Below are 19,158 nucleotides of genomic sequence, written 5' to 3'. Positions count from 1 at the left end.
CGGCCCCGGGCCTCGTCTGTCGTGTCGCCGCGGGCTCAGACGAGCCCGAGGTTCGCGGTCGGCGCCGTCCGCAGCAGCGGGGCGAGCACGGCCACCTGGGGGTCCTTCAGGCTGGGCAGGCCCAGCGCGTGGGGGTCGGGCGCGGTCAGCGGGGTGTCCACGTTCAGCCCGGGGGTCAGGGTCCGCAGGTCGGCGGCGGGAGCGTCGAGGCCGACCCGCTCGAAGCCCTCCCCGACGAGCCGGGGCAGCGGGGTTTCGGCCTTCAGCCCCGGCAGCGCGGTGCCGAGCGGCACCTGCGGCAGGCTGCTCGCGGGCAGCAGCCGCCCCTCGACGTACGTCGGGCCGCCCTGGGGAGCGCCCGGCATCAGCAGGGGCAGCTCCCCGCTCAGCCTGGGAGCCTTGACGTTCAGGGAGTGCTCCACGCCTTCGAGCGGCAGGGGGACGGGGACCGTCTCGGCCGCGACGGCGGGGGCGGCGGAGGCACCCATCGCGGCCGCCACACCGGTGACGACGGCGGCAAGGGTTCCTCGTGTGGTCGGCTTCATCTCGGTACGGTCCCTTTCAGGAATGGGCGGATCCGGGATCGGCGCTCGTGGGAACCGGCCGGATCGACGGATACGGAATCGGTGGTGCGCCGGCTTTTCTGCGGGCTCGGCGCCCGTACCGGGTGAACGATCCGGAGATCTCCCTCAGTTCAAGATTCGCCCGACTGCCGCAATGGTCCGAGAGGCTTACCTGCTCATTTCCCTATTGCATCACCGGCCCGTCGATCGCATGGTCAGCTCGTCCAGAAATCCCACCAACGGGTCAGGATCAGCATGCCGATCACTCCGAGGTGCAGCACCGGGAGCACCCAGGTGAACTCGACGAGAAAGCCGCTCAGCCAGGCCGGCGCGGGCAGGAAGCCGTTGCGGACGTTGAACGAGGCCAGGTACCAGAAGAGGACGATCGTGGCGATCCAGGCCAGGCAGCACCACAGACAGAGCGAGTTGATCCGGTACAGCGACTCGAACTGCAGCCAGGTCACGAAGCCGACCCCGAACAGCGTGCCCGCGCCGAAGGTCAGCCAGTACCAGCGCGGGAAGACCGCTCCGGCCAGCAGGCTCATGCCGACGCAGACGACGATGCCGTAGGCCACCAGGCCGAGCATCGGGTTGGGGAACCCGAAGGCGGAGGCCTGGTCGCTCTTCATGATGTTGCCGCAGGAGACCACCGGGTTGAGGCTGCAGCCCGGCGTGAAGTCCGGGTCCTCCAGCAGCTTGAACTTGTCGATCGTGATGACCCAGGACGCGAGCAGTCCGGCCGCGCCGGTGATCAGCAGCAGGATCGCGAAGGCGCGCCCGGCGCCGGCCGTACGCACCGGCCGCCCTGCCGGGGCGGCCATCAGCCGCGCAGGCTGCGGGCCGGCAGGAGGACGTGCGCGGCGCTGGTCAGGGTCTCGGGGTCGCCGGCGAAGGCGGCGAGGGCCTCGGGCGCGACGGGCATGCCGGGCCGGGCCTCGGGCCAGGGGCGGGTGGCGAACAGCAGGTAGGCGAAACCGCGGGCGCCGACGGCGGCGAGCCACTCCGGCGGGGCCGGGCACTGGGCGTTGAGCTGCGGCAGGGTGATGACGGCCTGGCCGGCCTCGACGAGCAGGGTGACCGGGAGGCTGGAGTTGGCGGTGCCGTCGACGACCTTCTCGCCGATGGAGAGACCGAGGCCGGTCAGCAGGTCCGCCACGGCGGCCGTGGAACCCTCCGGGCCGCCGCGGCCGTCGCCCAGGGTGTAGGCGAGCAGATAGGGCATGTCTCCGTCGGGGGCTTCACCGCTCCACGCCATGACGACGAGCGTGCCGAGGTCGGCGGGACGGAAAGCGCGAATTTCAGCGGAAGTTGAAGTCACCGCGGAACCCTATCCACGCCCGCCAAACGACTCGGCCGCCTTTTCACCCGACCGGGCGACAAGGGACGGCCGACCACACGAAAGAGGGACACGCCTCGAACAGTGCGGAATTCACCCGTCCGAGGATCGTGGAAGTCGGCCGGAAAGGCGTCGGGCCGGTTCCGCGCCTTCGCGGAACCGGCCCTGTGGGCCGTGCAGGGAAATGTCAGCCCTGGAGGGGCAGGCCGCCGAGGAGCTTGGTGGCGCCGCCCGGGGAGTTGAGGGCCTTGGTCGCGCCGCTCACCGTGTGGAGCACGGAGTCCTTGTTCTCCGTGTCGAGCGCGTTCGACTGCTGCTGCAGCGGAGCGGGCTCGATGGGCCCCTTGAAGAGCGTGTTCACCGCGCCGTTGAGGCTGGTGGGCGTGACGTCCGTGGCGTCGTAGGCAAAAGCGGGCGCGGCGGCACCGGCGATGGCCAGGGACCCTGCGACGACAGCGGCGGCCTTCAGCGACTTCATCGTGTTCCTCTCCTCGGATACTGGAAGCACTGCGCCGTGTCCAACGAGCCCTCGCGCCGGCGGAAACCCCGTTCGGGACAGGTCATATCTGACGCCGAACAACAGGTCATACGAAACAGGCGCCGGACCCGCCCCGGACGGCTCGCCCAGCCGTGCCGCCTCGCTCTCAGCGACCGGGCATTGCGGCCGACGGCCGCACCGGCAGGGTGTCCGTGGCGGGCGTGACCGGCAGTTCCGCCGAGGGCACCACCGGCGGCACGGCGAGCGGGGCGGGCAGACCGCTGCCCAGGAGGGTGGCCCCGACGAACTGGACCAGACCGGCGACCACGCCGTTGGCGGCGGGCAGCACCTGGGCGAGGTCACCGGAGGTGGCCGCCTCGAGGAGGCCGTCGACCGCTGTCTGCAGGGCGGTCAGCGCGTCGGACACCGGGTCCGCCGCGACCGTGCCGACCGGGCGCACGGGCCCGCGGTCGAACGCCGGCAAGGTGACGGCCGACTGCGCCGCCGGCGGGGCGGCAGGCACCAGGGGGACGGCCGGGGCGGCGGGCACCACGGGGGCGGCGGGGGCGGCGGGCACCGACGGGAGCGACGGAGCCGACGGGACCGCCGGCGCGTCAACGGGGGGCGGGACGGCGGGCGTCGCCGGATCCACCGGCGGGGCGACCGGAGGGACGACCGGCGGTGCGACGGGCAGCACGACCGGAGGAACGACCGGAGAAACGGCGGCCGGCGGGGTCGCCGGGGCGCTCGTCCTGGCCTTGTCGATGGCATCCCGCACGGCCTTGCCCAGCTCGGCCGCCCGGTCGGCGGAGAGCCGGCCGTCGTCCGCCTTCAGTACGGCGTCGAGCAGTTCGGTCACCGGCTTCAGCACTCCGCCGAGGTCGCCGAGGCCCTTGAGCTGGGCCTGGAGCGCGTCCGCGCCGGGAACCGGGGCCGCCGACCGGGCGCGCTCGGGCGCCGACCCGACGTCGGCGGCCAGGACGGCCGGGGCGGTGACGCCGAGGAGGAGCGCGGCGCCGAGCGCGGAGACCGCGAGACGCCGTACGGGCAGAACACGCATGGATGTTCCTTTCCATCGGTGCGGGAGATCGTCCTCTCACCGTGAAATCAGTGATCGCCGCCTGCAACCGAGGGGCACCATCCGGAGCAACACGAACCGGCCGCCCTCCCGGAGGGAGAACGGCCGGTTCGTGTACAACGCGCGAACGTCAGTGCGGGACGTCAGTGCGGGGACGCGAGTCCTCGAACGTCAGTCGTTGAAGCACTTGTTGCCGAACGCGGGGTTCAGCAGACCGATGACGTTGATGGTGTTACCGCACACGTTGACCGGCACGTGGACCGGAACCTGCACGACGTTGCCCGACAGCACGCCCGGGGAGTGAGCGGCGAAGCCCTTCGCCTCGCTGTCGGCGGTGGCGACGCCGGCGGTGCCCGCCACGGCCGCGGCAGCAACGGAGGTCAGGGCCAGGCCCTTCGCGATACGCGACATGGAGAGGTGCTCCTTGGAGTTGATGCAAAAACAGTCGGGCGGGGGTGCCCGGCGGTGAGTCAACGCGTGGCATGCGTCCGGGGTTGTGCCTCCAAAGGAGTGATCTCGCAGAACGCCCGCTCCACCGATCCGACACAGGCGGCACGCTCCGCAGATAAATACGCATAGAGGGATAGAGTTGCCCATATCCCCACAACACCGCGGCCTTTATCAGATCCGCACATTTTCCTCACTTCGACGGTCCGCGGCATTTCCCCGTCAAGCACCCGAACCAGCTCCCGAAAGGGCACCGCCGGTCATGCGAATTCACCCGGGTCCTCTGCTGCGCCGCGCCATGGTGGGCTGCTGTGCCGCCGCCGTTCTCTGGGGGCCGGGCGCTCCCGCGACGGCGGCGCCGCCCGCGCCCTCACCCGAGTCCGAGCGCCTGGCGTTCGGACAGCGGTACCGGGCGCTGCAGCACGGCGGGATCGTCCGCGCGGCCAACTCCTCGATCACCTGCCGCGCGACGCCGGCCGCGGTCCCTCCGACGGCCGCGCCTTCCCCCCTCACGGTCGCGCCCGCCCCCCTCGTGGCCGCGCCCGCCTCGGCGCCGGCCGTGCACCCGGTGCTCGCGCCCCCTCCGGCGGTGACCTCGTGCGCCGACGCGCGCGGGGGACGTACGGCCGTCAACGGCGACTTCGACATGTTCTACATCGACGTCGACCGGGACCCGAACACCTACAACTCCAGCCGGGGCGAGGTCCGTCTGCCGCCGGGCGCGCGGGTGTCGTACGCGCGGCTGTACTGGGGCGGGAACCTGCGCGTGGGTGAGCAGAAGCCGCCGAAGGACAACGGGCGGGTGCTGATCGCTGAGCCCGACGGCGCGTACAAGGAGGTGCTCGCGGACACGGTGGTGGGGCACCGGGTGGCGCGGGGCGCCGACGCGTTCCAGGCCTCGGCGGACGTGACGGAGCTGGTGCGGTCCAGCGGTTCGGGGCTCTACACGGTGGCGCAGGTCAATGTGGCCATGGGCCGTTCGGCGGCCGGCGCGTGGGGCGGCTGGACCCTGATGGTGGCCTACGAGAACGCGGCGGAGCCGCTGCGGCACCTGGCGATGTGGGACGGCTTCGACGCCCTCGCCCGGGACGGCGAGCAGCGCGTCGGGCCGGTCCCGATGCCCCTGCCCGAACGCGCGCGCGGCACCGTGGGACTCGTCGCCTACAACGGGGACCGGGGGAGCCGGGGCGATTCGCTCACCGTTTCGACCGGCCGGGGCCCGGCGGTCGCGCTCGGGGACGCGGCCAATCCGCGTGACGACGTCCTGAACTCCACGATCAGCGAGCCCGCGGCGCTCGCCGCCGGGCGTACGCCGGCGTACTCGAACACCCTCGGATACGACTCGGATGTGCTCGAACTGGGCGACGAAATCCGGCACGGCGGTGACCAGTTGGCCTTCCGGATCGTTTCGCAGCGGGACGCGGCTTGGGTCGGGGCGCTCTTCGTCGCCGTCGACGCCAAGCCGTGACGAGCGCCGCCCGGCGCCGCCTCTGAGCAAGGAACCCGCATGCGACTGTCACCAACCGACCCCCCTTCGCGGGTCCTGCACGTCACCCAGCCGGTCGACGGCGGCGTGGCCCGTGTCGTGACGGACCTGGTGCGGGCCCGGCTCGCCGACGGCCTGCCCACCACGGTGGCCTGCCCCGACGGCCCGCTCGCCCCGGCCCTGCGCGCGCTCGGCGCCGAGGTACGGCCCTGGGCGGCGACCCGGTCGCCGGGCCCGACACTCGTCTCCGAGGTGCGCCGGCTGCGGCGGATCCTCGACGACGTGCGGCCCGGCCTGGTGCACCTGCACAGCGCGAAGGCCGGTCTGGCGGGCCGGCTCGCCGTCCGGGGCCGCGTCCCGACCGTGTTCCAGCCGCACGCCTGGTCGTTCGAGGCGGTGGACGGCGCCATGGCGGCCCTGGCACGCGGATGGGAGCGGGCCGGCGCGCGCTGGGCCTCCCGGGTGGTGTGCGTCAGCGAGGCCGAACGGGTCACCGGGGACCGCGCCGGGGTGCGGGCGCGGTGGACGGTGATCCCCAACGGGGTCGACGCCGGGCGCTTCTCCCCCGCCGCCGCGGACATCGTGCGCGCCGGGATCCCGCTGCTCACCGGGGTCGCTCCGGCCGCTCCGCTGGTGGTGTGCGTGGGGCGGCTGTGTCGGCAGAAGGGGCAGGACGTGCTCCTCGCGGCCTGGGAGGCGGTGCTGCGGCGGGTGCCGACCGCGCGTCTGGTGCTGGTCGGCGACGGACCGGAGGCCGAGCGGCTGCGGGCCCTGGCTCCCGAGGGCGTGCTGTTCGCCGGGGATGTCGCGGACGCGGCGCCCTGGTACCGGGCCGCCGATCTGGTCGTCCTGCCGTCGCGGTGGGAGGGCATGGCGCTGGCGCCGCTGGAGGCCATGGCGTGCGGGCGGCCGGTCGTGCTCACCGATGTGGACGGGGCCCGCGAGAGCCTGCCGCCCGGCCGGGAGCCGGTGCCCGTGGAGGACCCCGCCGCACTCGCCGGGGCCGTGGCCCGCCTGCTGCTCGATCCGCCGCTGCGCGAGTCGCTCGGCCGGCAGGGCCGCCATCACGTACTGACCACGCACGACGTGCGGCACACGAACAAGGCCGTCGCGGACGTGTACCGCGAACTGCTCGGCGGTGCGGACGGCCGACGCGGTAAAGCCACCGAGTGCAGGGAGTCCATCCACACGTGACTGCGGAACGTACGGAAAGCACCGTCCACGCCCCCGGTGGACAGCAACGCGAGTTCGGCGGCTCGCCCGTCTCGGTGGTCCCGCCGCGCGAGACCGTCGGCGGCCCGGTCCTCACGGCCGGCCGGCGGCCCGTCGCCCGGCCTCCCTCGGGACTGCCGCTGCTGACGGCGGACGGCGGCGCGGCCCTGCTCGCGGTGCTGGCCCTCACCGACGACACCACGCCCGGGCGGCCGCTCATGGTCGCCGTCCTGGCCCTGGCCGTGGCCGTGCTCAACGCCCGGGCGCGCCTCTACCGGCCCCCTGCCGTGCCCGCCGTGCTCGACGAACTGCCCGCCGTGTGCGGACGGATCGTGCTCGGCTGGTGCGTGCTGGGCGCCGGGGTCGCCGCACACTCCCCCGACCACGCGCTCGCCGCCCACGAGCTGGCCCTCGGCTGCGCCCTGCACTCGGCGGCGGCCTGCCTCGGCCGGGGCACGGTGCACTGGCACCGGCGCCGGGCCCTCGTCAGACGGCCCGGCGCGGCCCTGGTGGTGGGCCCGGCGGCGACCGCGCAGCGCGTGGCCGCCGCGTTCCTGCGCCACCCCGGGTGCGGCATCCGGCCCGTCGGCGTGGTCGCCGACCAGGCGGCCGGGGCCGAGGGCCTGCCCGTGCTCACCACCCCCGAGGAGGTGCGGCGGGCAGCCGTGCAGAACGGTGTCCAGGTCGTGCTCGTCGTCGGCTCCCGCACCGAACGCGCCCCGCTGCTGCGCACCCTGGAGGACGACGGCTGCGCGCTGTGGGAGGTCGACCCCGAGACCCCCTCGTACGACCGGGACGGTTCGACCGAGCTGCTCGCCGGGTTCGCCTGCCGGCGGCTGGAGCTGACGATCACCCATGAGGCGTTCGGCAAGCGCCTGCTGGACGTGGTCGTGTCCGGAGCGCTGCTGTTGCTGGTAAGCCCGCTGCTGCTGGTGTGCGCGGTGGCGCTGCGGCTGGGCGACGGGCCCGGGGTGGTGTTCCGGCAGGAGCGGATCGGCCGGGACGGGCTGCCGTTCACGCTGCTGAAGTTCCGTACCCACCGCCCGGCCGACGCGCACGAGGCGGCGACCCGGTGGAGTGTGGCGAACGACGGGGAGATGGGCTGGTTCTGCCGCTTCCTGCGGCGCAGCTCGCTGGACGAGCTGCTGCAGCTGTGGAACGTGCTGCGCGGCGACATGAGCCTGGTCGGCCCGCGCCCCGAACGGCCCTACTTCGTGGCCAAGTTCGGCCAGACCTATCCCGGATACGCGGCCCGGCACCGGATGCGGACCGGGATCACCGGTCTGGCCCAGGTCACCGGGCTGCGCGGTGACACCTCCATCGAGGACCGGGCCCGCTTCGACAACGCCTACATCGACAACTGGTCGCTGTGGCAGGACCTCTGCATCCTGGTGCGCACGGCCGCCGCGCTCGTCCGCCCGACGGGGAGCTGATCTTGACGTCTGTGCGCGCTGCGGCGCCCGTCCTGCCCGTGGTCGCCGTGGTCGCCGCGCTCGCGCTGCCCGTCACCCAGAGCGCCGAGGGCGGAGCGACCCCGGCCGACGCCGTCTCGGGGCTGCTGGTGCTGTGGTGCGCCGTACGGCTGCTGCGGGACCGGCGGCGACCGCTGACCCGTACGGCCGCGGTGGTCCTCGGGCTGCCGGTGGCCGGGCTCGCGCTGGCGGCGGCCGGGGCGGGCGACCCCGGGGCCGGTGTCGAGGGGTTCGGCCGGTATCTGCAGATCTTCGTGCTGGTGCCGGTGTCGGTGCTGGTCAGCGTCCGCGGGCGGGCCGACTTCCGGGTGGTCGCCTGGTCGTTCGTGGGGCTCGCGCTGTGGCAGGGCGCCGTCGGGGTGCACCAGTTCGCCACCGGGACCGGCGCCAGTTACGCCGGTGAGGACATCCGGGCCGTGGGGACCTTCGGGGCCGGGGACGTCATGGGGATGGCCACGGTGGTGTCGTTCGGGCTGGTGTGCGCGGTCGGGCTGGCGCTGGCGCCCTCGACCGCGCGGCAACGGGTCTGGGCGGTGGTCTGCTCGGTGCTGCTGGTGCTGCCGCTCGCGGTGTCGTTCAGCCGGGGCGCCTGGATCGCCACGGCGGCGGCGTGCGGACTGCAGGTGCTGCTGGCCGGGCTGCGACGGGCGGTGGTGGTCTGCGCGGCCGTCACAGCCGTGGGTGTGGTCCTCGTCGGCGGGCTCGGGATCGGGTCCGCGATGCTCCAGGACCGGATCAGCAGCATCACCCAGGTCGCCGACGCGCCGGACCAGTCGGTCACCGACCGGTACACCATGTGGGCCGCCGCCGAGGACATGTGGCGCGAGCAGCCGCTGGCCGGCGTGGGGCTGAAGGGCTTCCCCGAACACCGCGACGGACACGCCTCGCTGGCGCTGTCCGCCGGCAGCGACATCGCCGGTGCCGGCACCGTCTACCAGAAGCAGCAGCTCCTCTCCCCGCACAACATGTACCTGCTGGTGCTGAGCGAACAGGGTCTGATCGGCCTGACAGCGCTCGCGGGGTGCTGGCTGGCGCTGGCGGTGTGCGGGGTACGGGGGCTGGTGCGGGCCCGGCGCGAGACCTGGAGCGGCGACGCCGGCGGCACTGACGACACCGGTGGGTACGACTGCGGGCTCGTCGCCTGCGGGCTGATCGCCTGGGTACTGATCGACTTCGTGTACGCGGACATCGGCGGGCCGACGACCGTGCTGACGGCGGTGTGCTTCGGCCTCGTGGCGTGGTGGGCGCTGGCGGACCGTACCGCCACGGGTGCCGCCCCAGCCGGGGCGGTCGCGTCCCGCACACCTCAGGAGGCCGGGGTTCGATGACCGGAACACCTCAGGGGCAGACGCCTCCCGTGTCGGCGGCCGGGTCGGCTTCGGACGCCTCGGCTGCGGACGCGTCGGACCCGGCCGGGCCGGCTTCCGTCTCCGGCGCCGACGCCGGCGGCACGCTGCCGTCCTCCTCTCCCGTCTCCGCCCCCGTTCCGCCGGCGTCCGGCCCCTCGGTGCCGGGCGCGCGGGCCCCCGAACCCTCGGAGGTCGCGCCCCCCACCGGGCGGTTCCTCGCGAAGGCGACGCTCGTCACGGCGGCGCTCACGGCGGCCGCCGCGCTGCTGGGGCTCGGCCGGGACCAGTCGCTGTCCTATCTGTTCGGGGCCGGCAGCGAGACGGACGCGTTCCTGGTGGCGTGGACCGTGCCCGAGTTCGCGGCGACGCTGCTGATCGAGGACGGCATGGCGTTCGTGCTGGTGCCCGCGTTCAGCGTGGCGGTGGCACGCCGGGCCCGGGGCGGGGCCGGCCCCGACCCGGTCCGTGCCCTGGTCGCCTCGACGCTGCCCCGGCTGGCGCTGGCCTTCGCCGCGTCGGCCGTCCTGCTCATCCTCGGCGCGCCCTACCTCGTCGAGGCCCTCGCTCCCGGGCTGCCCAACCCTCAGCTGGCCGTGGACTGCACCCGGCTGACCGGCACCTGTGTGCTGACCTTCGGCCTGGCGGGCTACTGCAGCGCGGCCCTGCGGGCCCACCGCCGGTTCATGGCACCCGCCGCGATCTACGTGGCGTACAACGTCGGGATCATCACGGCGATGTTCGTGCTGGGCGGGCGCTGGGGAGTGCGGGCGGCGGCCCTGGGTGTCGCGGTGGGCGGGGTGCTGATGATCGCCACGCAGCTGCCCGCCCTGCTGCGGCAGCTGCGCCGCACCGAGCGCGGCCCCGGGAGCGCAGAGGCGGCCGCCCGCGAAGCCACGCACCGGGCTGCCGACGCCCACGGTACCGACGCCCGAGGCGCCGACGACAGGGCCGCCCGGCCCGTCGAGCTGACCCTCATCGCCACCGTCCTGCTCTTCGCGCTGTGCCGTCAGTCCCAGGTCCTCATCGAACGCTTCCTCGGCTCGACGCTGCCCGCCGGGGCCATCTCGCATCTCAACTACGCGCAGAAGGTGGCCCAGATCCCGATGACGTTCTCGCTGATGCTGTGCACCGTCACCCTGCCGGTGGTGGCGCAGGCGATGGCGGAGGGCGACACCGAGCGGGCCCGCAGCCGGGTGGAGAAGGATCTCGCGCTGGTGTCGTGCATCGTGCTGCTCGGCGCGGCCGCGATCTTCGCGTGCGGACCGCAGCTGATCGAACTGCTCTTCCAGCGCGGCGCGTTCACCGCGCGGGACACCGCGGCCACCGCGGCCGTGATGCGGGTGTACGCCCTCGGGCTGCTGGGGCACGCCCTGGTGAGCGCGCTGGTCCGCTCGTACTTCTCGGCGGGCCGGCCCACCTGGTACCCGCTGGCCGCGATGGCCGCGGGGATCGTCGCCACCTCGTGGATCGGCGCGGCGACCGTCGGTTCCTGGGGCGTCCTCGGCATCGCCGCCGCCAACGCCTTCGGCATCACCCTCACCGCGCTGATCCTGCTGCACGGCATGCGCGGCCGGGCGGTGCCGATCCGCACCCGGCAGGTGGTCGGCGAGATGACCCGGCCGGTGCGGGCGGCCGTGGCCGCCGGCGTGGTGGGGATGTACTGCGCCGACCGGTTCGACTCCCCCGTCCTCGGTCTCGCCGTCGGCGGCGCGGTCGTCGCCCTCGTCTTCGTCCTGCTGGCCTCGGCCCTGGGCGCCTCCGGCGTCACCCCCGCACTCCGTTCCGTCACACGAAGGCTGCCGTATGTCCGTAACCGCTGACCCCAGACCGAAGACCACCGCCGCCCCTCTGTGGGTGGCGATGTACCACTCGGTGGGTGACTGCTCCGACGACCCGTACCGCATCACCGTCTCGCCCGACCGCCTCGACGCCCAGCTCGGCTGGCTGCGGCGGCGGGGCCTGCGCGGGGTCGGCATGTCCGAACTGCTCGCCGCCCGCGCCCGGGGCGAGGGCCGGAACCTGGTGGGGCTGACCTTCGACGACGGGTACGTCGACTTCGTCGACACCGCGCTGCCGCTGCTGCGCGCCCACGGCTTCGGGGCCACCGTCTTCGTGCTGCCGGGGCGGCTCGGCGGCGAGAACGCCTGGGACCCGCTGGGCCCGCGCAAGCCGCTGCTGGACGAGGAGGGCATCCGGACGGCCGCCGGGACGGAGGGCATCGAGGTCGGCTCGCACGGGCTGACCCATGTCGACCTCACGACGGCGGACGCGGAGACCCTGCGCGCCGAGACCGCCGACAGCAGGGCACTGCTCGCGGAGCTGACCGGAACTCCCGTCCCGGGCTTCTGCTACCCCTACGGCACCCTCGACCGGCGCGCCGCCGACGCCGTGCGGGACGCCGGGTACACGTACGCCTGCGCCATCGACCCGGGTCCGCTGAACGGCCCGTACGCGCTGCCCCGGGTGCACATCGGCGAGGAGGACACCGCCCTGCGGCTGCTGCTGAAGCGGAAGCTGCACCGGCTCCGCCGGCGTCCCGTCGAGGGGGTCTGAGCCGACGTGAAGGCGCTGCACATCATCACCGGTCTCGGTGTCGGGGGCGCGGAGCAGCAACTGCGGCTGCTGCTGCGCCATCTGCCGGTCGACTGCGACGTGGTGACGCTGACCAATCCGGGCCCGGTCGCCGACGGTCTCACCGCCGACGGGGTCCGTGTCACCCATCTGGGCATGGCCGGCAACCGCGACCTGGCCGCGCTCCCCCGTCTGGTGCGGCTGATCCGCGGGGGCGGTTACGACCTCGTCCACACCCACCTCTACCGCGCCTGTGTCTACGGCCGGATCGCCGCGCGGCTGGCGGGGGTCCGCGCGGTCGTCGCCACCGAGCACTCCCTGGGGGACTCGCAGATGGAGGGGCGCCGGCTCTCCGCCGGGGTGCGCGCCCTGTATCTCGCCAGTGAGCGCCTCGGCCGGTCCACGGTCGCCGTCTCGCCCACCGTCGCCGACCGGCTGAAGCGCTGGGGCGTGCCGGCCCCCCGGATCGAGATCGTCCCCAACGGCATCGACCTCGCCGGTTTCCGCTTCGACCCGGACCTGCGCGAACTGACCCGGCGGCGGCTCGGACTGCCGGAGGGCGCGTACGTCGTCGGCGGTGTCGGGCGGCTCGCGGCCGGCAAGCGGTTCGACGTGCTGGTCCGGGCCCTCGGCCGGCTGCCCGACGACCACTGGCTGCTGATCGTCGGCGGCGGCCCCGAGGAGAGCGTGCTGCGACGGGCCGCCCAGCGGGCCCAGGTCGCCGACCGGGTGCTCCTCACCGGGGAGCGGCCGGCCGCGGGCGCCCCCGGCACCGATCTGCCCTCCCTGATGAACGCCATGGACGTGCTCGCCTCACCCAGCGCCGAGGAGGCCTTCGGTCTCGCGGTGGTGGAGGCGATGGCGTCCGGGCTGCCCGTGCTCTACGTCTCCTGCCCGGCGATCGAGGACCTGCCGCCGGACGCGACCGCCGGTGCCCGCCGCGTCCAGGGGGGCGCGGAGTCTTTCGTACGCGCCCTGCTGGACCTGCGCGCACAGGGCGAGCGCACCCGGGCCGTCCCCGCCGCCGCCCAGCACTACTGCATCACCCGCAGCGCCGCCCAGCTCATGGACGTGTACGCGGCCGCCGTCTCCCGCACGCCCTCGCCGACCCCGCCCCTGGGAGTGAGTTCCGTATGACCGACCGTACGTCCGAACGTATGCCCGAAAACTCGCATCGCGGGCCGGCCCACGGTGCCCGTGGCAGGTCCCTGCCCCCCTGGTCCCTGCTCGCGGCCGGCGCGCTGCTCGGCGGGGTGGCCGGGGGCGCGTACGGCGTGGTGAAGGCACCCGTCTACACCGCCACCAGCTATGTCGTCGTGGTCCCCGGCGAGGGGTCGGACACGCAGTCGGCCCTCGGCTTCGCGCAGGCGTACGGGCGGGTGGCGACGCAGGTCGCGGTGCTCGGGGACGCCCAGGTGTGGGCGGGGGTGCCGATCGAGACGCTGCGCAAGGACGTGCGGACGGCGACCTCGCCGGACGCGCCGATGGTGGCCGTCTCCGCCACCTCCTCGCGGCCGGACCTCGCCGCGGACATGGCCAACGCCGTCTCCCGGGCGCTGACCCGGCACGCGAACGACACCAAGAGGTCCACGCGCGTCGAACTGCAGCAGTTCGCCCGCGCGACCCGGCCGACCGAGGCGTCCTCGGCGTCCCCGGCGGTGACCGGTCTGGTGGGCGCCGCGGCCGGCGGACTGCTCGGCGGACTCGCCCTGCTGATCCGGCCCCGGCGCACCCCCGACGCCCCGCCGACGGCCTCCGTGCCGGGCCCGGCCCACTCCGCCGACGCCCACGGCCAGCTGTGACCAGCACCCTGCACGCGGGGGCGAGCACCACCCTGCACGCCGAACTCTGCACCGACGAGCGCAAGTTCGGCGAGCTGGCCGGACCCTGGGACCGCTTGTACCGGCGGTGCGGCACGGCCACTCCGTTCCAGAACCACGCCTGGCTGCACTCCTGGTGGCTGTCGTACGGCACCCCCGGCAGGCTCCGGCTGATCGTCGTCCGCGACGGCACCGAGCTGCGCGCTGTCGCCCCGCTGATGCTGGTACGGCGACCGCTGCCCGCCCTCGTCCCCCTCGGCTGCCCGATCTCGGACTTCGCGGACGTGATCGTCGACGACGAGTACGCCGAGGAGGCGTCGACGGCGCTCGCCGAGGGGCTGTCCGCCGCCGCCCGGACCGCGCTGATCGACTTCCGCGAGGTGCGGCCGGGCGCCGCCGTGGAGCAGATCTACGACCGCTGGCCGGGACCACGCCGGAAGGTGGCGGACTCCGTCTGTCTGGAGCTGCCCGCGCGGCCCATGGACGAGCTGCTGAAACGGCTGCCCAGCTCCCGGGCGCAGCGGGTGCGGGCCAAGCTCCGCAAGCTCGGTGACCTCGGCATCGAGCCGCGGGCGGTGGGCGCCGACGAGGTGGACGCGGCCCTGCGGACCATGCTGGACCTGCACCGCCTGCAGTGGCAGGACCGCAAGGTGACCACCGAGCACATGCGGCCCCGCTTCTCCGAACACCTGACCAGGGCGGTCGCGCCGATGGTGCGCTCGGGGGACGCCGTGGTCACCGAGTTCCGGCTCGACGGCGACGTCCTGGCCGTCGACGTCACCCTGCTGTCGCGCCGGCTGGCGGGCGGCTACCTCTACGGCGCCCATCCGCGCCTGCGCGAACGCAAGGCCGACGTGGCCACCATGCTGCTCGACGCCTGTGCCGGGCACGTCGGTTCGGGCGTCCACCAGGTGCTGAGCCTGCTGCGGGGCGCCGAGCCGTACAAGCTGCGGTGGCGCCCGGACACCGTCGTCAACCAGCGGCTGCTGCTCGCCCGCCGCCGCACCGCGCCCCTGCTGTCCGCGGTCGCCTGCGACGCGGCGGCCCGGCTGCGCGGCAAGGAACTCCTCCACCGGTGGCGGGCCCGCAGGGACGCCGGGCAGAACCGGGAGCGAGGAGACCGGCCGGAGCGGAAGGAACGCGGTGCCGGCGGCGGGCCCTGAGCGGCCCGCCGCCGGCTCCGGATCACCGGTAGCGCGACCACCAGTCGGTGCGGACGCAGAGCTTCCCGCCGAGCCAGTACTCCACCCAGTCGCCCAGCTCCAGCGGCGAACAGTTCGGCGGACGGACGGGCGTGGTGGGAGCCGGCTTCGGCGTGGGGGACGGCTTCGGTGTCGGCGTGGGCGTCGGGGTCGGTGTCGCGGTCGCTCCCGTGTCGCGGCCGAAGAGCATCGACCGGTACACCTGCGCCGCCTTCGGGTTGCTCGCGCACTGCCAGACACCGTGCGGGCAGTAGTCCGTGAGCGTGTTGTAGAGCGGCTTGTGCTCGTCCATCCAGGCGAGCATGCGCCGCATGTACTCCGGGTTGTCGCCGTTGCGGAAGAGTCCCCATTCCGCATAGGAGATGGGCTTCTTGTGCTCCTTCGCGAAATCGACGTGCGCCTGCAGACCGTAGGGCTCCTTCACCTGTTCGTCGAAGGTGATGCCGCGCGGCTGGTCGTAGGAGTCCATGCCGATGATGTCGACCGTGTCGTCCCCCGGATAACACTGGGTCCAGGGAATGGCGTCCCGGCCCCGGTTCGGGGTCCAGTCGAACTTGAATTTCTGGCCCGGCACCGCGCGCATCGTGGTGACGATCCTGTTCCAGTATTTCTTCCAGCTCTCCGGGTCGGGCCCGCAGCGATGGGTGTACGTGATGCCGTTCATCTCCCAGCCGAGCACGATCACCGTGTCCGGGATCTTCAGCTCGACCAGCCGCTCCGCGAGCCGGCGGTAGTGGTGGTCGAACTGCCCGGCGGCGGCGCGGCGCAGCAGCGCGCGGACCTCGGCGTCGGAGACGCCCTCCTCGTTGCGCTCCATCATGGGCACGTTGAGGACGAACATCCTGTCGTCCTCGTCGCGCCGCCACTCGGCCCAGGCGTCCAGGAAGCCCGGCAGGCCCTCGATGTTGGACCAGCGGTCGCCCGGCAGGTAGGTGTGCGCCACCCGCAGGTCGGAGCCGCCGAGCCAGTCGCTCAGCTCGGCGATCCGGGCGACGCCGCGGGGTCCGTAGTGCAGATAGGCGCCGATGGCCGGCAGTTGCTCGGGGACCTTCGGGGTCCCCGAGGGCGTGACCGGTACGGGCGTTCCGGCCGACGGCCGCACGGAGGAGCCGGGTGCGGACGGTGCCGTCGGGACGGCGGGGGCGGGCGTCTGGGCCACCGGGGTCTGGGCGACGGGCGCCGAGGTGACGGCGGCGGGTGCCGCCGGGGCCGTGGGCGTGGGCGTGGGCGTGGCCGGGACGGCCGGTGCCGGTGGGTCGGTCACCCGGCCCGCCGGGCCGACGGCGTACACCGGCACCGACGCGAGGGCGAACGACGCGACCACGCCGGCCGCGACGAGCGCCAGCCGTCTGTCGCGGGGCCTCCTGTGCCGGGGCCGCCGCTGTTGTGGAGCCATGTCCGCTCCCCTCTCCGCTCTGTTCACTTCACTGCTTTCCGCCGCCGAATTCCACCTACTGACAATCAGTCATACGAATACGGATTCCGCCAACCGGGGCTCCGGCCTTCGGGTGCCCGAATCGCCCGCACGGGTGACCCGACGTCAAAGAAATGTGCGAGGACCCCGACGAAATGAACGTGTCGCCCTTCGACACCCGCGTTCCGGCCGTTCTGCTGCGAACGGACCGCAATCCCTTCCACCACGGAACACTGGGCGCCGTCCGCTCCCTGGGGCGTGCCGGCGTGGAGGTGCACCTGGTCGCCGACTGCGCGGGAAGCCCCGTGGGCCGCTCCCGGTTCCTCCACGCGACGCACGCCCCGCCCCGCCTCGGGGCCTGCCCCGAGGAGTTCGCCGCCGTACTGCGCCGGGTGGCGGGCCGGGTCGGCCGGCCGGCCGTGCTGGTCGCCCTGGACGACGCGAGCGCCGTGGCCACCGGCCGGCTGCGTGAGGAGCTGACGGACCGGTACCTGCTGCCGGCCGGGCCCGCCGGACTCGCCGAGCAGCTGGCAGACAAGGCGGAACTGGCCGCGCTGTGCGGGCGCCTGGACCTCCCCCACCCGGCCACGGTGGTCCCCGGCAGCCCGGCGGAGGCGGCGGCCGCCGCCCGGGAGCTGGGTCTGCCGGTGGTGGCGAAGTGGAGCCGCCCGTGGCTGCTGCCCGCCGACGCGGGGCTGCGCAGCACGACGGTGGTGCGGTCGGCCGGGGAGGCCGCGGCCCTGCACCGGCGCTCGGCGCAGGCGGGCAGCCGGCTGCTCCTCCAGGCGTTCCTGCCGCCGGGGCTCGACCGCGACTGGTTCTTCCACGGATACGCCGACCGTGCGGGCGTCCTGCGCGCCGGCGGCGCCGGCCGCAAGCTGAGCGCGTGGCCGCGGGGCGCGGGCCTGACCGCCGTCGGCCGCTGGACCCCGAACCCCGAGGTGCGGGCCCTCGCCGAGCGGCTGACCGGCGCGCTCGGCTACCGGGGCGTCCTCGACCTCGACTTCCGCCTCGACCACCGCACCGGCGCGTACCACCTGCTCGACTTCAACCCCCGCCCCGGCGCCCAGTTCCGCCTCTTCACGGACACGGCCGGCACGGACGTCGTCCGCGCCCTGCATCTGGACCTGACCGGCCGCCCGGTCGCGGACGGGTCGCCCGTGCCGGGCCGGACGTTCGTGGTGGAGAACTACGCGCCGCTCACCGCGCTGCGCCGGCCGCCCCTGCCGCTCCCCCCGTCCCGCCCGGACGCGCGCGAGCTGGCCTGGTACGCGCGGGACGACCGCGCCCCCGGCCTCGCGCTGTGGTCGCTGTGGCCGCGCCGCGCCCTCGGCCGCCTGCTGGCGCCCCGTACGCCCCTCCCCCTCCAGCGCGACCACGCCCCCGGCGAGGACCGCGCCCGGAGCAGTGCCGACAACCGCGCCGAGAACGAGAAAGCGAGCAGCCCCTGATGTACGACCTGCTGGTGGTGGGCGCCGGCCCGTACGGCCTGTCCATCGCGTCCCACGCCGCGGCCGCCGGGCTCAGCCTGCGCGTCCTCGGCCGTCCCATGGCGTCCTGGCGCGACCACATGCCGCCCGGCATGTTCCTGAAGTCCGAGCCCTGGGCGTCCAACCTGTCCGATCCCGAGGGGCGTTGGCGGCTCGACGCGTACTGCGCCGAGCAGGGCTTCGAGGCCCGCCACGGCCGGCCGATCCCGGTCGGCACGTTCGCCTCGTACGGCCTGTGGTTCGCCCGCAACGCCCTTCCGCCCGTCGACGAGCGGATGGTGACGCTGCTGCGGCGTGGCTGCGGCGGTTTCGAGGCGGTGCTGGACGACGGCGAGACGGTCCGCGCCCGCACGGCCGTCCTCGCCGTCGGTGTCGTCCCGTTCACCGAAGTCCCGCCCGTGCTGCGCGGGTTGTCGCCCGAGCGGGTCTCCCACAGCAGCCATCACAGCGATCTCGCCCGCTTCCGGGGCAGGGACGTCACGGTGCTCGGCGGCGGCCAGGCGGCCCTGGAGACGGCCGCCCTGCTGGCCGAACAGGGCACGCGCGTGCGTGTGCTGGCCCGCGCCGGGGCGCTGCGCTGGAACGATGTACCGCCCCCGCTGGAGCGCCGGCCGTGGGCCTCCGTCCGCTCCCCGCACAGCGGTCTGGGCTGCGGCTGGCGCAACTGGTTCTACGCGGAGCGTCCGGGCTGGTACCGCCGCCTGCCGGAGGCGAGACGGGTGCGGACCGCGGCCGAGGCGCTCGGCCCCGCGGGCGCCTGGTGGATCCGCGACCGCGTCGAACCGGCCGTCGAGGTACGGCTCGGCCAGGAGATCGCGGTGGCGTACGAGACGGGGGGAGTCGTCCGTCTGGAGACGGTCGGCCGCGGTGGTGAGCTGACCTCGCTGGACACCGAACACGTCATCGCGGCCACGGGGTTCCGGGCCACCTGCGAGCGGCTGGACCTGCTGGCCGGTGACGTCCGCGCCGAGCTGGTGCCGCTCGCCGACGGCTCCCCCTCGGTCGGGCGGGACTTCGAGTCCTCGGTGCCCGGCCTGTTCCTCGCGGGTCTCACCACCGCGGCCGGTTTCGGCCCCGCGATGCGCTTCGTGCACGGCGCGTCGTTCACGGCGCCGACCCTGGTCCGAGGGGTACGGCGGCGGCTGCGCTCGGGTGTGCCGGGCGGGCGGATCCCGGTGCCGGGGGCGCGGGCGGACCTGGCGTCCACCACCGGGTCGTGACACGGGCGGGTGCCGGGCGG

General features: G+C 74.3%; 18 protein-coding genes. 11 read left to right on the top strand and 7 right to left on the bottom strand.

Going from position 1 to position 19,158, the window contains the following annotated elements; translation table 11 throughout:
• Positions 1-35 precede the first annotated feature (35 nt).
• The 6 genes from SCAB_RS28260 to chpG form a co-directional block, all read right to left on the bottom strand.
• Positions 36-545: a hypothetical protein gene (locus SCAB_RS28260; protein WP_013003507.1), complete on the bottom strand. Its 510-nt coding sequence runs from the start codon at positions 543-545 to the stop codon at positions 36-38.
• A 233-nt stretch (positions 546-778) separates the two neighbouring features.
• Positions 779-1,384, bottom strand: a complete 606-nt coding sequence (locus tag SCAB_RS28255) for a vitamin K epoxide reductase family protein (RefSeq protein ID WP_041669741.1) — start codon at positions 1,382-1,384, stop codon at positions 779-781.
• Complete coding sequence (locus tag SCAB_RS28250; RefSeq protein WP_013003505.1) at positions 1,384-1,881, bottom strand: DUF5949 family protein; 498 nt, start codon at positions 1,879-1,881, stop codon at positions 1,384-1,386. The genes SCAB_RS28255 and SCAB_RS28250 overlap by 1 nt, the downstream gene beginning before the upstream one ends.
• A 205-nt stretch (positions 1,882-2,086) precedes the next feature.
• The gene (locus SCAB_RS28245; protein WP_037729601.1) at positions 2,087-2,377 is read right to left on the bottom strand and encodes a hypothetical protein; all 291 of its coding nucleotides are present in this window, start codon (positions 2,375-2,377) and stop codon (positions 2,087-2,089) included.
• A gap of 166 nt (positions 2,378-2,543) precedes the next feature.
• Positions 2,544-3,437, bottom strand: coding sequence for a hypothetical protein (locus SCAB_RS28240; RefSeq protein WP_013003503.1), 894 nt, complete (start codon positions 3,435-3,437; stop codon positions 2,544-2,546).
• 189 nt (positions 3,438-3,626) lie between these two features.
• On the bottom strand, positions 3,627-3,866 hold the full coding sequence (gene chpG / locus SCAB_RS28235) for a chaplin ChpG (protein ID WP_013003502.1): 240 nt from the start codon (positions 3,864-3,866) through the stop codon (positions 3,627-3,629).
• Between the two features lie 298 nt (positions 3,867-4,164).
• On the opposite strand from chpG, the gene SCAB_RS28230 reads away from it, so the two are divergent.
• The 9 genes from SCAB_RS28230 to SCAB_RS28190 are packed head-to-tail and all read left to right on the top strand — an operon-like array spanning position 4,165 to position 14,975.
• A complete protein-coding gene (locus tag SCAB_RS28230) occupies positions 4,165-5,370 on the top strand; it encodes a hypothetical protein (protein ID WP_013003501.1) in 1,206 nt (401 codons plus the stop codon).
• A 39-nt stretch (positions 5,371-5,409) separates the two neighbouring features.
• The gene (locus SCAB_RS28225; protein WP_013003500.1) at positions 5,410-6,582 is read left to right on the top strand and encodes a glycosyltransferase family 4 protein; all 1,173 of its coding nucleotides are present in this window, start codon (positions 5,410-5,412) and stop codon (positions 6,580-6,582) included.
• Positions 6,579-8,033: an exopolysaccharide biosynthesis polyprenyl glycosylphosphotransferase gene (locus tag SCAB_RS28220; protein ID WP_231885141.1), complete on the top strand. Its 1,455-nt coding sequence runs from the start codon at positions 6,579-6,581 to the stop codon at positions 8,031-8,033. Before SCAB_RS28225 ends, SCAB_RS28220 begins: the two co-directional genes overlap by 4 nt.
• 11 nt (positions 8,034-8,044) lie before the next feature.
• Positions 8,045-9,400 carry an O-antigen ligase family protein gene (locus SCAB_RS28215; protein WP_013003498.1) on the top strand — a complete coding sequence of 452 codons (1,356 nt, stop codon included), beginning with the start codon at positions 8,045-8,047 and terminating at the stop codon, positions 9,398-9,400.
• Positions 9,397-11,241 (top strand): murein biosynthesis integral membrane protein MurJ, encoded by a 1,845-nt coding sequence (murJ, locus tag SCAB_RS28210; RefSeq protein ID WP_231885140.1) that lies wholly within the window; start codon positions 9,397-9,399, stop codon positions 11,239-11,241. The genes SCAB_RS28215 and murJ overlap by 4 nt, the downstream gene beginning before the upstream one ends.
• Positions 11,242-11,281: 40 nt before the next feature.
• A complete protein-coding gene (locus SCAB_RS28205) occupies positions 11,282-11,974 on the top strand; it encodes a polysaccharide deacetylase family protein (protein WP_013003496.1) in 693 nt (230 codons plus the stop codon).
• A 6-nt stretch (positions 11,975-11,980) separates the two neighbouring features.
• Positions 11,981-13,129 (top strand): glycosyltransferase, encoded by a 1,149-nt coding sequence (locus SCAB_RS28200; RefSeq protein WP_013003495.1) that lies wholly within the window; start codon positions 11,981-11,983, stop codon positions 13,127-13,129.
• A gap of 20 nt (positions 13,130-13,149) precedes the next feature.
• Positions 13,150-13,794: a YveK family protein gene (locus SCAB_RS28195; RefSeq protein ID WP_037729708.1), complete on the top strand. Its 645-nt coding sequence runs from the start codon at positions 13,150-13,152 to the stop codon at positions 13,792-13,794.
• Positions 13,791-14,975 carry a GNAT family N-acetyltransferase gene (locus SCAB_RS28190; RefSeq protein WP_013003493.1) on the top strand — a complete coding sequence of 395 codons (1,185 nt, stop codon included), beginning with the start codon at positions 13,791-13,793 and terminating at the stop codon, positions 14,973-14,975. Before SCAB_RS28195 ends, SCAB_RS28190 begins: the two co-directional genes overlap by 4 nt.
• A 22-nt stretch (positions 14,976-14,997) precedes the next feature.
• Here SCAB_RS28190 and SCAB_RS28185 read toward each other — a convergent pair whose 3' ends face one another.
• Positions 14,998-16,410 (bottom strand): glycoside hydrolase family 26 protein, encoded by a 1,413-nt coding sequence (locus SCAB_RS28185; protein WP_013003492.1) that lies wholly within the window; start codon positions 16,408-16,410, stop codon positions 14,998-15,000.
• Positions 16,411-16,589: 179 nt separating this feature from the next.
• On the opposite strand from SCAB_RS28185, the gene SCAB_RS28180 reads away from it, so the two are divergent.
• On the top strand, positions 16,590-17,879 hold the full coding sequence (locus tag SCAB_RS28180) for a carboxylate--amine ligase (protein ID WP_041670983.1): 1,290 nt from the start codon (positions 16,590-16,592) through the stop codon (positions 17,877-17,879).
• A complete protein-coding gene (locus SCAB_RS28175) occupies positions 17,879-19,138 on the top strand; it encodes an NAD(P)-binding domain-containing protein (RefSeq protein WP_013003490.1) in 1,260 nt (419 codons plus the stop codon). The genes SCAB_RS28180 and SCAB_RS28175 overlap by 1 nt, the downstream gene beginning before the upstream one ends.
• The last annotated feature ends 20 nt before the right edge of the window (positions 19,139-19,158 follow it).

This window comes from Streptomyces scabiei 87.22, assembly GCF_000091305.1.
In the GTDB taxonomy this organism is placed as follows: Bacteria; Actinomycetota; Actinomycetes; order Streptomycetales; family Streptomycetaceae; genus Streptomyces; species Streptomyces scabiei.
The sequence above is the reverse complement of the archived record's forward strand: the minus strand, read 5'-3'. Positions and strand labels throughout refer to the sequence as shown.

Coding starts and splice junctions, on each gene's coding strand:
- murJ (WP_231885140.1), top strand. CDS start 9,397: ATGACCGGAACACCTCAGGGGCAGACGCCTCCCGTGTCGGCGGCCGGG.
- SCAB_RS28230 (WP_013003501.1), top strand. CDS start 4,165: ATGCGAATTCACCCGGGTCCTCTGCTGCGCCGCGCCATGGTGGGCTGC.
- SCAB_RS28255 (WP_041669741.1), bottom strand. CDS start 1,384: ATGGCCGCCCCGGCAGGGCGGCCGGTGCGTACGGCCGGCGCCGGGCGC.
- chpG (WP_013003502.1), bottom strand. CDS start 3,866: ATGTCGCGTATCGCGAAGGGCCTGGCCCTGACCTCCGTTGCTGCCGCG.
- SCAB_RS28225 (WP_013003500.1), top strand. CDS start 5,410: ATGCGACTGTCACCAACCGACCCCCCTTCGCGGGTCCTGCACGTCACC.
- SCAB_RS28185 (WP_013003492.1), bottom strand. CDS start 16,410: ATGGCTCCACAACAGCGGCGGCCCCGGCACAGGAGGCCCCGCGACAGA.
- SCAB_RS28245 (WP_037729601.1), bottom strand. CDS start 2,377: ATGAAGTCGCTGAAGGCCGCCGCTGTCGTCGCAGGGTCCCTGGCCATC.
- SCAB_RS28205 (WP_013003496.1), top strand. CDS start 11,282: ATGTACCACTCGGTGGGTGACTGCTCCGACGACCCGTACCGCATCACC.
- SCAB_RS28195 (WP_037729708.1), top strand. CDS start 13,150: ATGCCCGAAAACTCGCATCGCGGGCCGGCCCACGGTGCCCGTGGCAGG.
- SCAB_RS28260 (WP_013003507.1), bottom strand. CDS start 545: ATGAAGCCGACCACACGAGGAACCCTTGCCGCCGTCGTCACCGGTGTG.
- SCAB_RS28175 (WP_013003490.1), top strand. CDS start 17,879: ATGTACGACCTGCTGGTGGTGGGCGCCGGCCCGTACGGCCTGTCCATC.
- SCAB_RS28240 (WP_013003503.1), bottom strand. CDS start 3,437: ATGCGTGTTCTGCCCGTACGGCGTCTCGCGGTCTCCGCGCTCGGCGCC.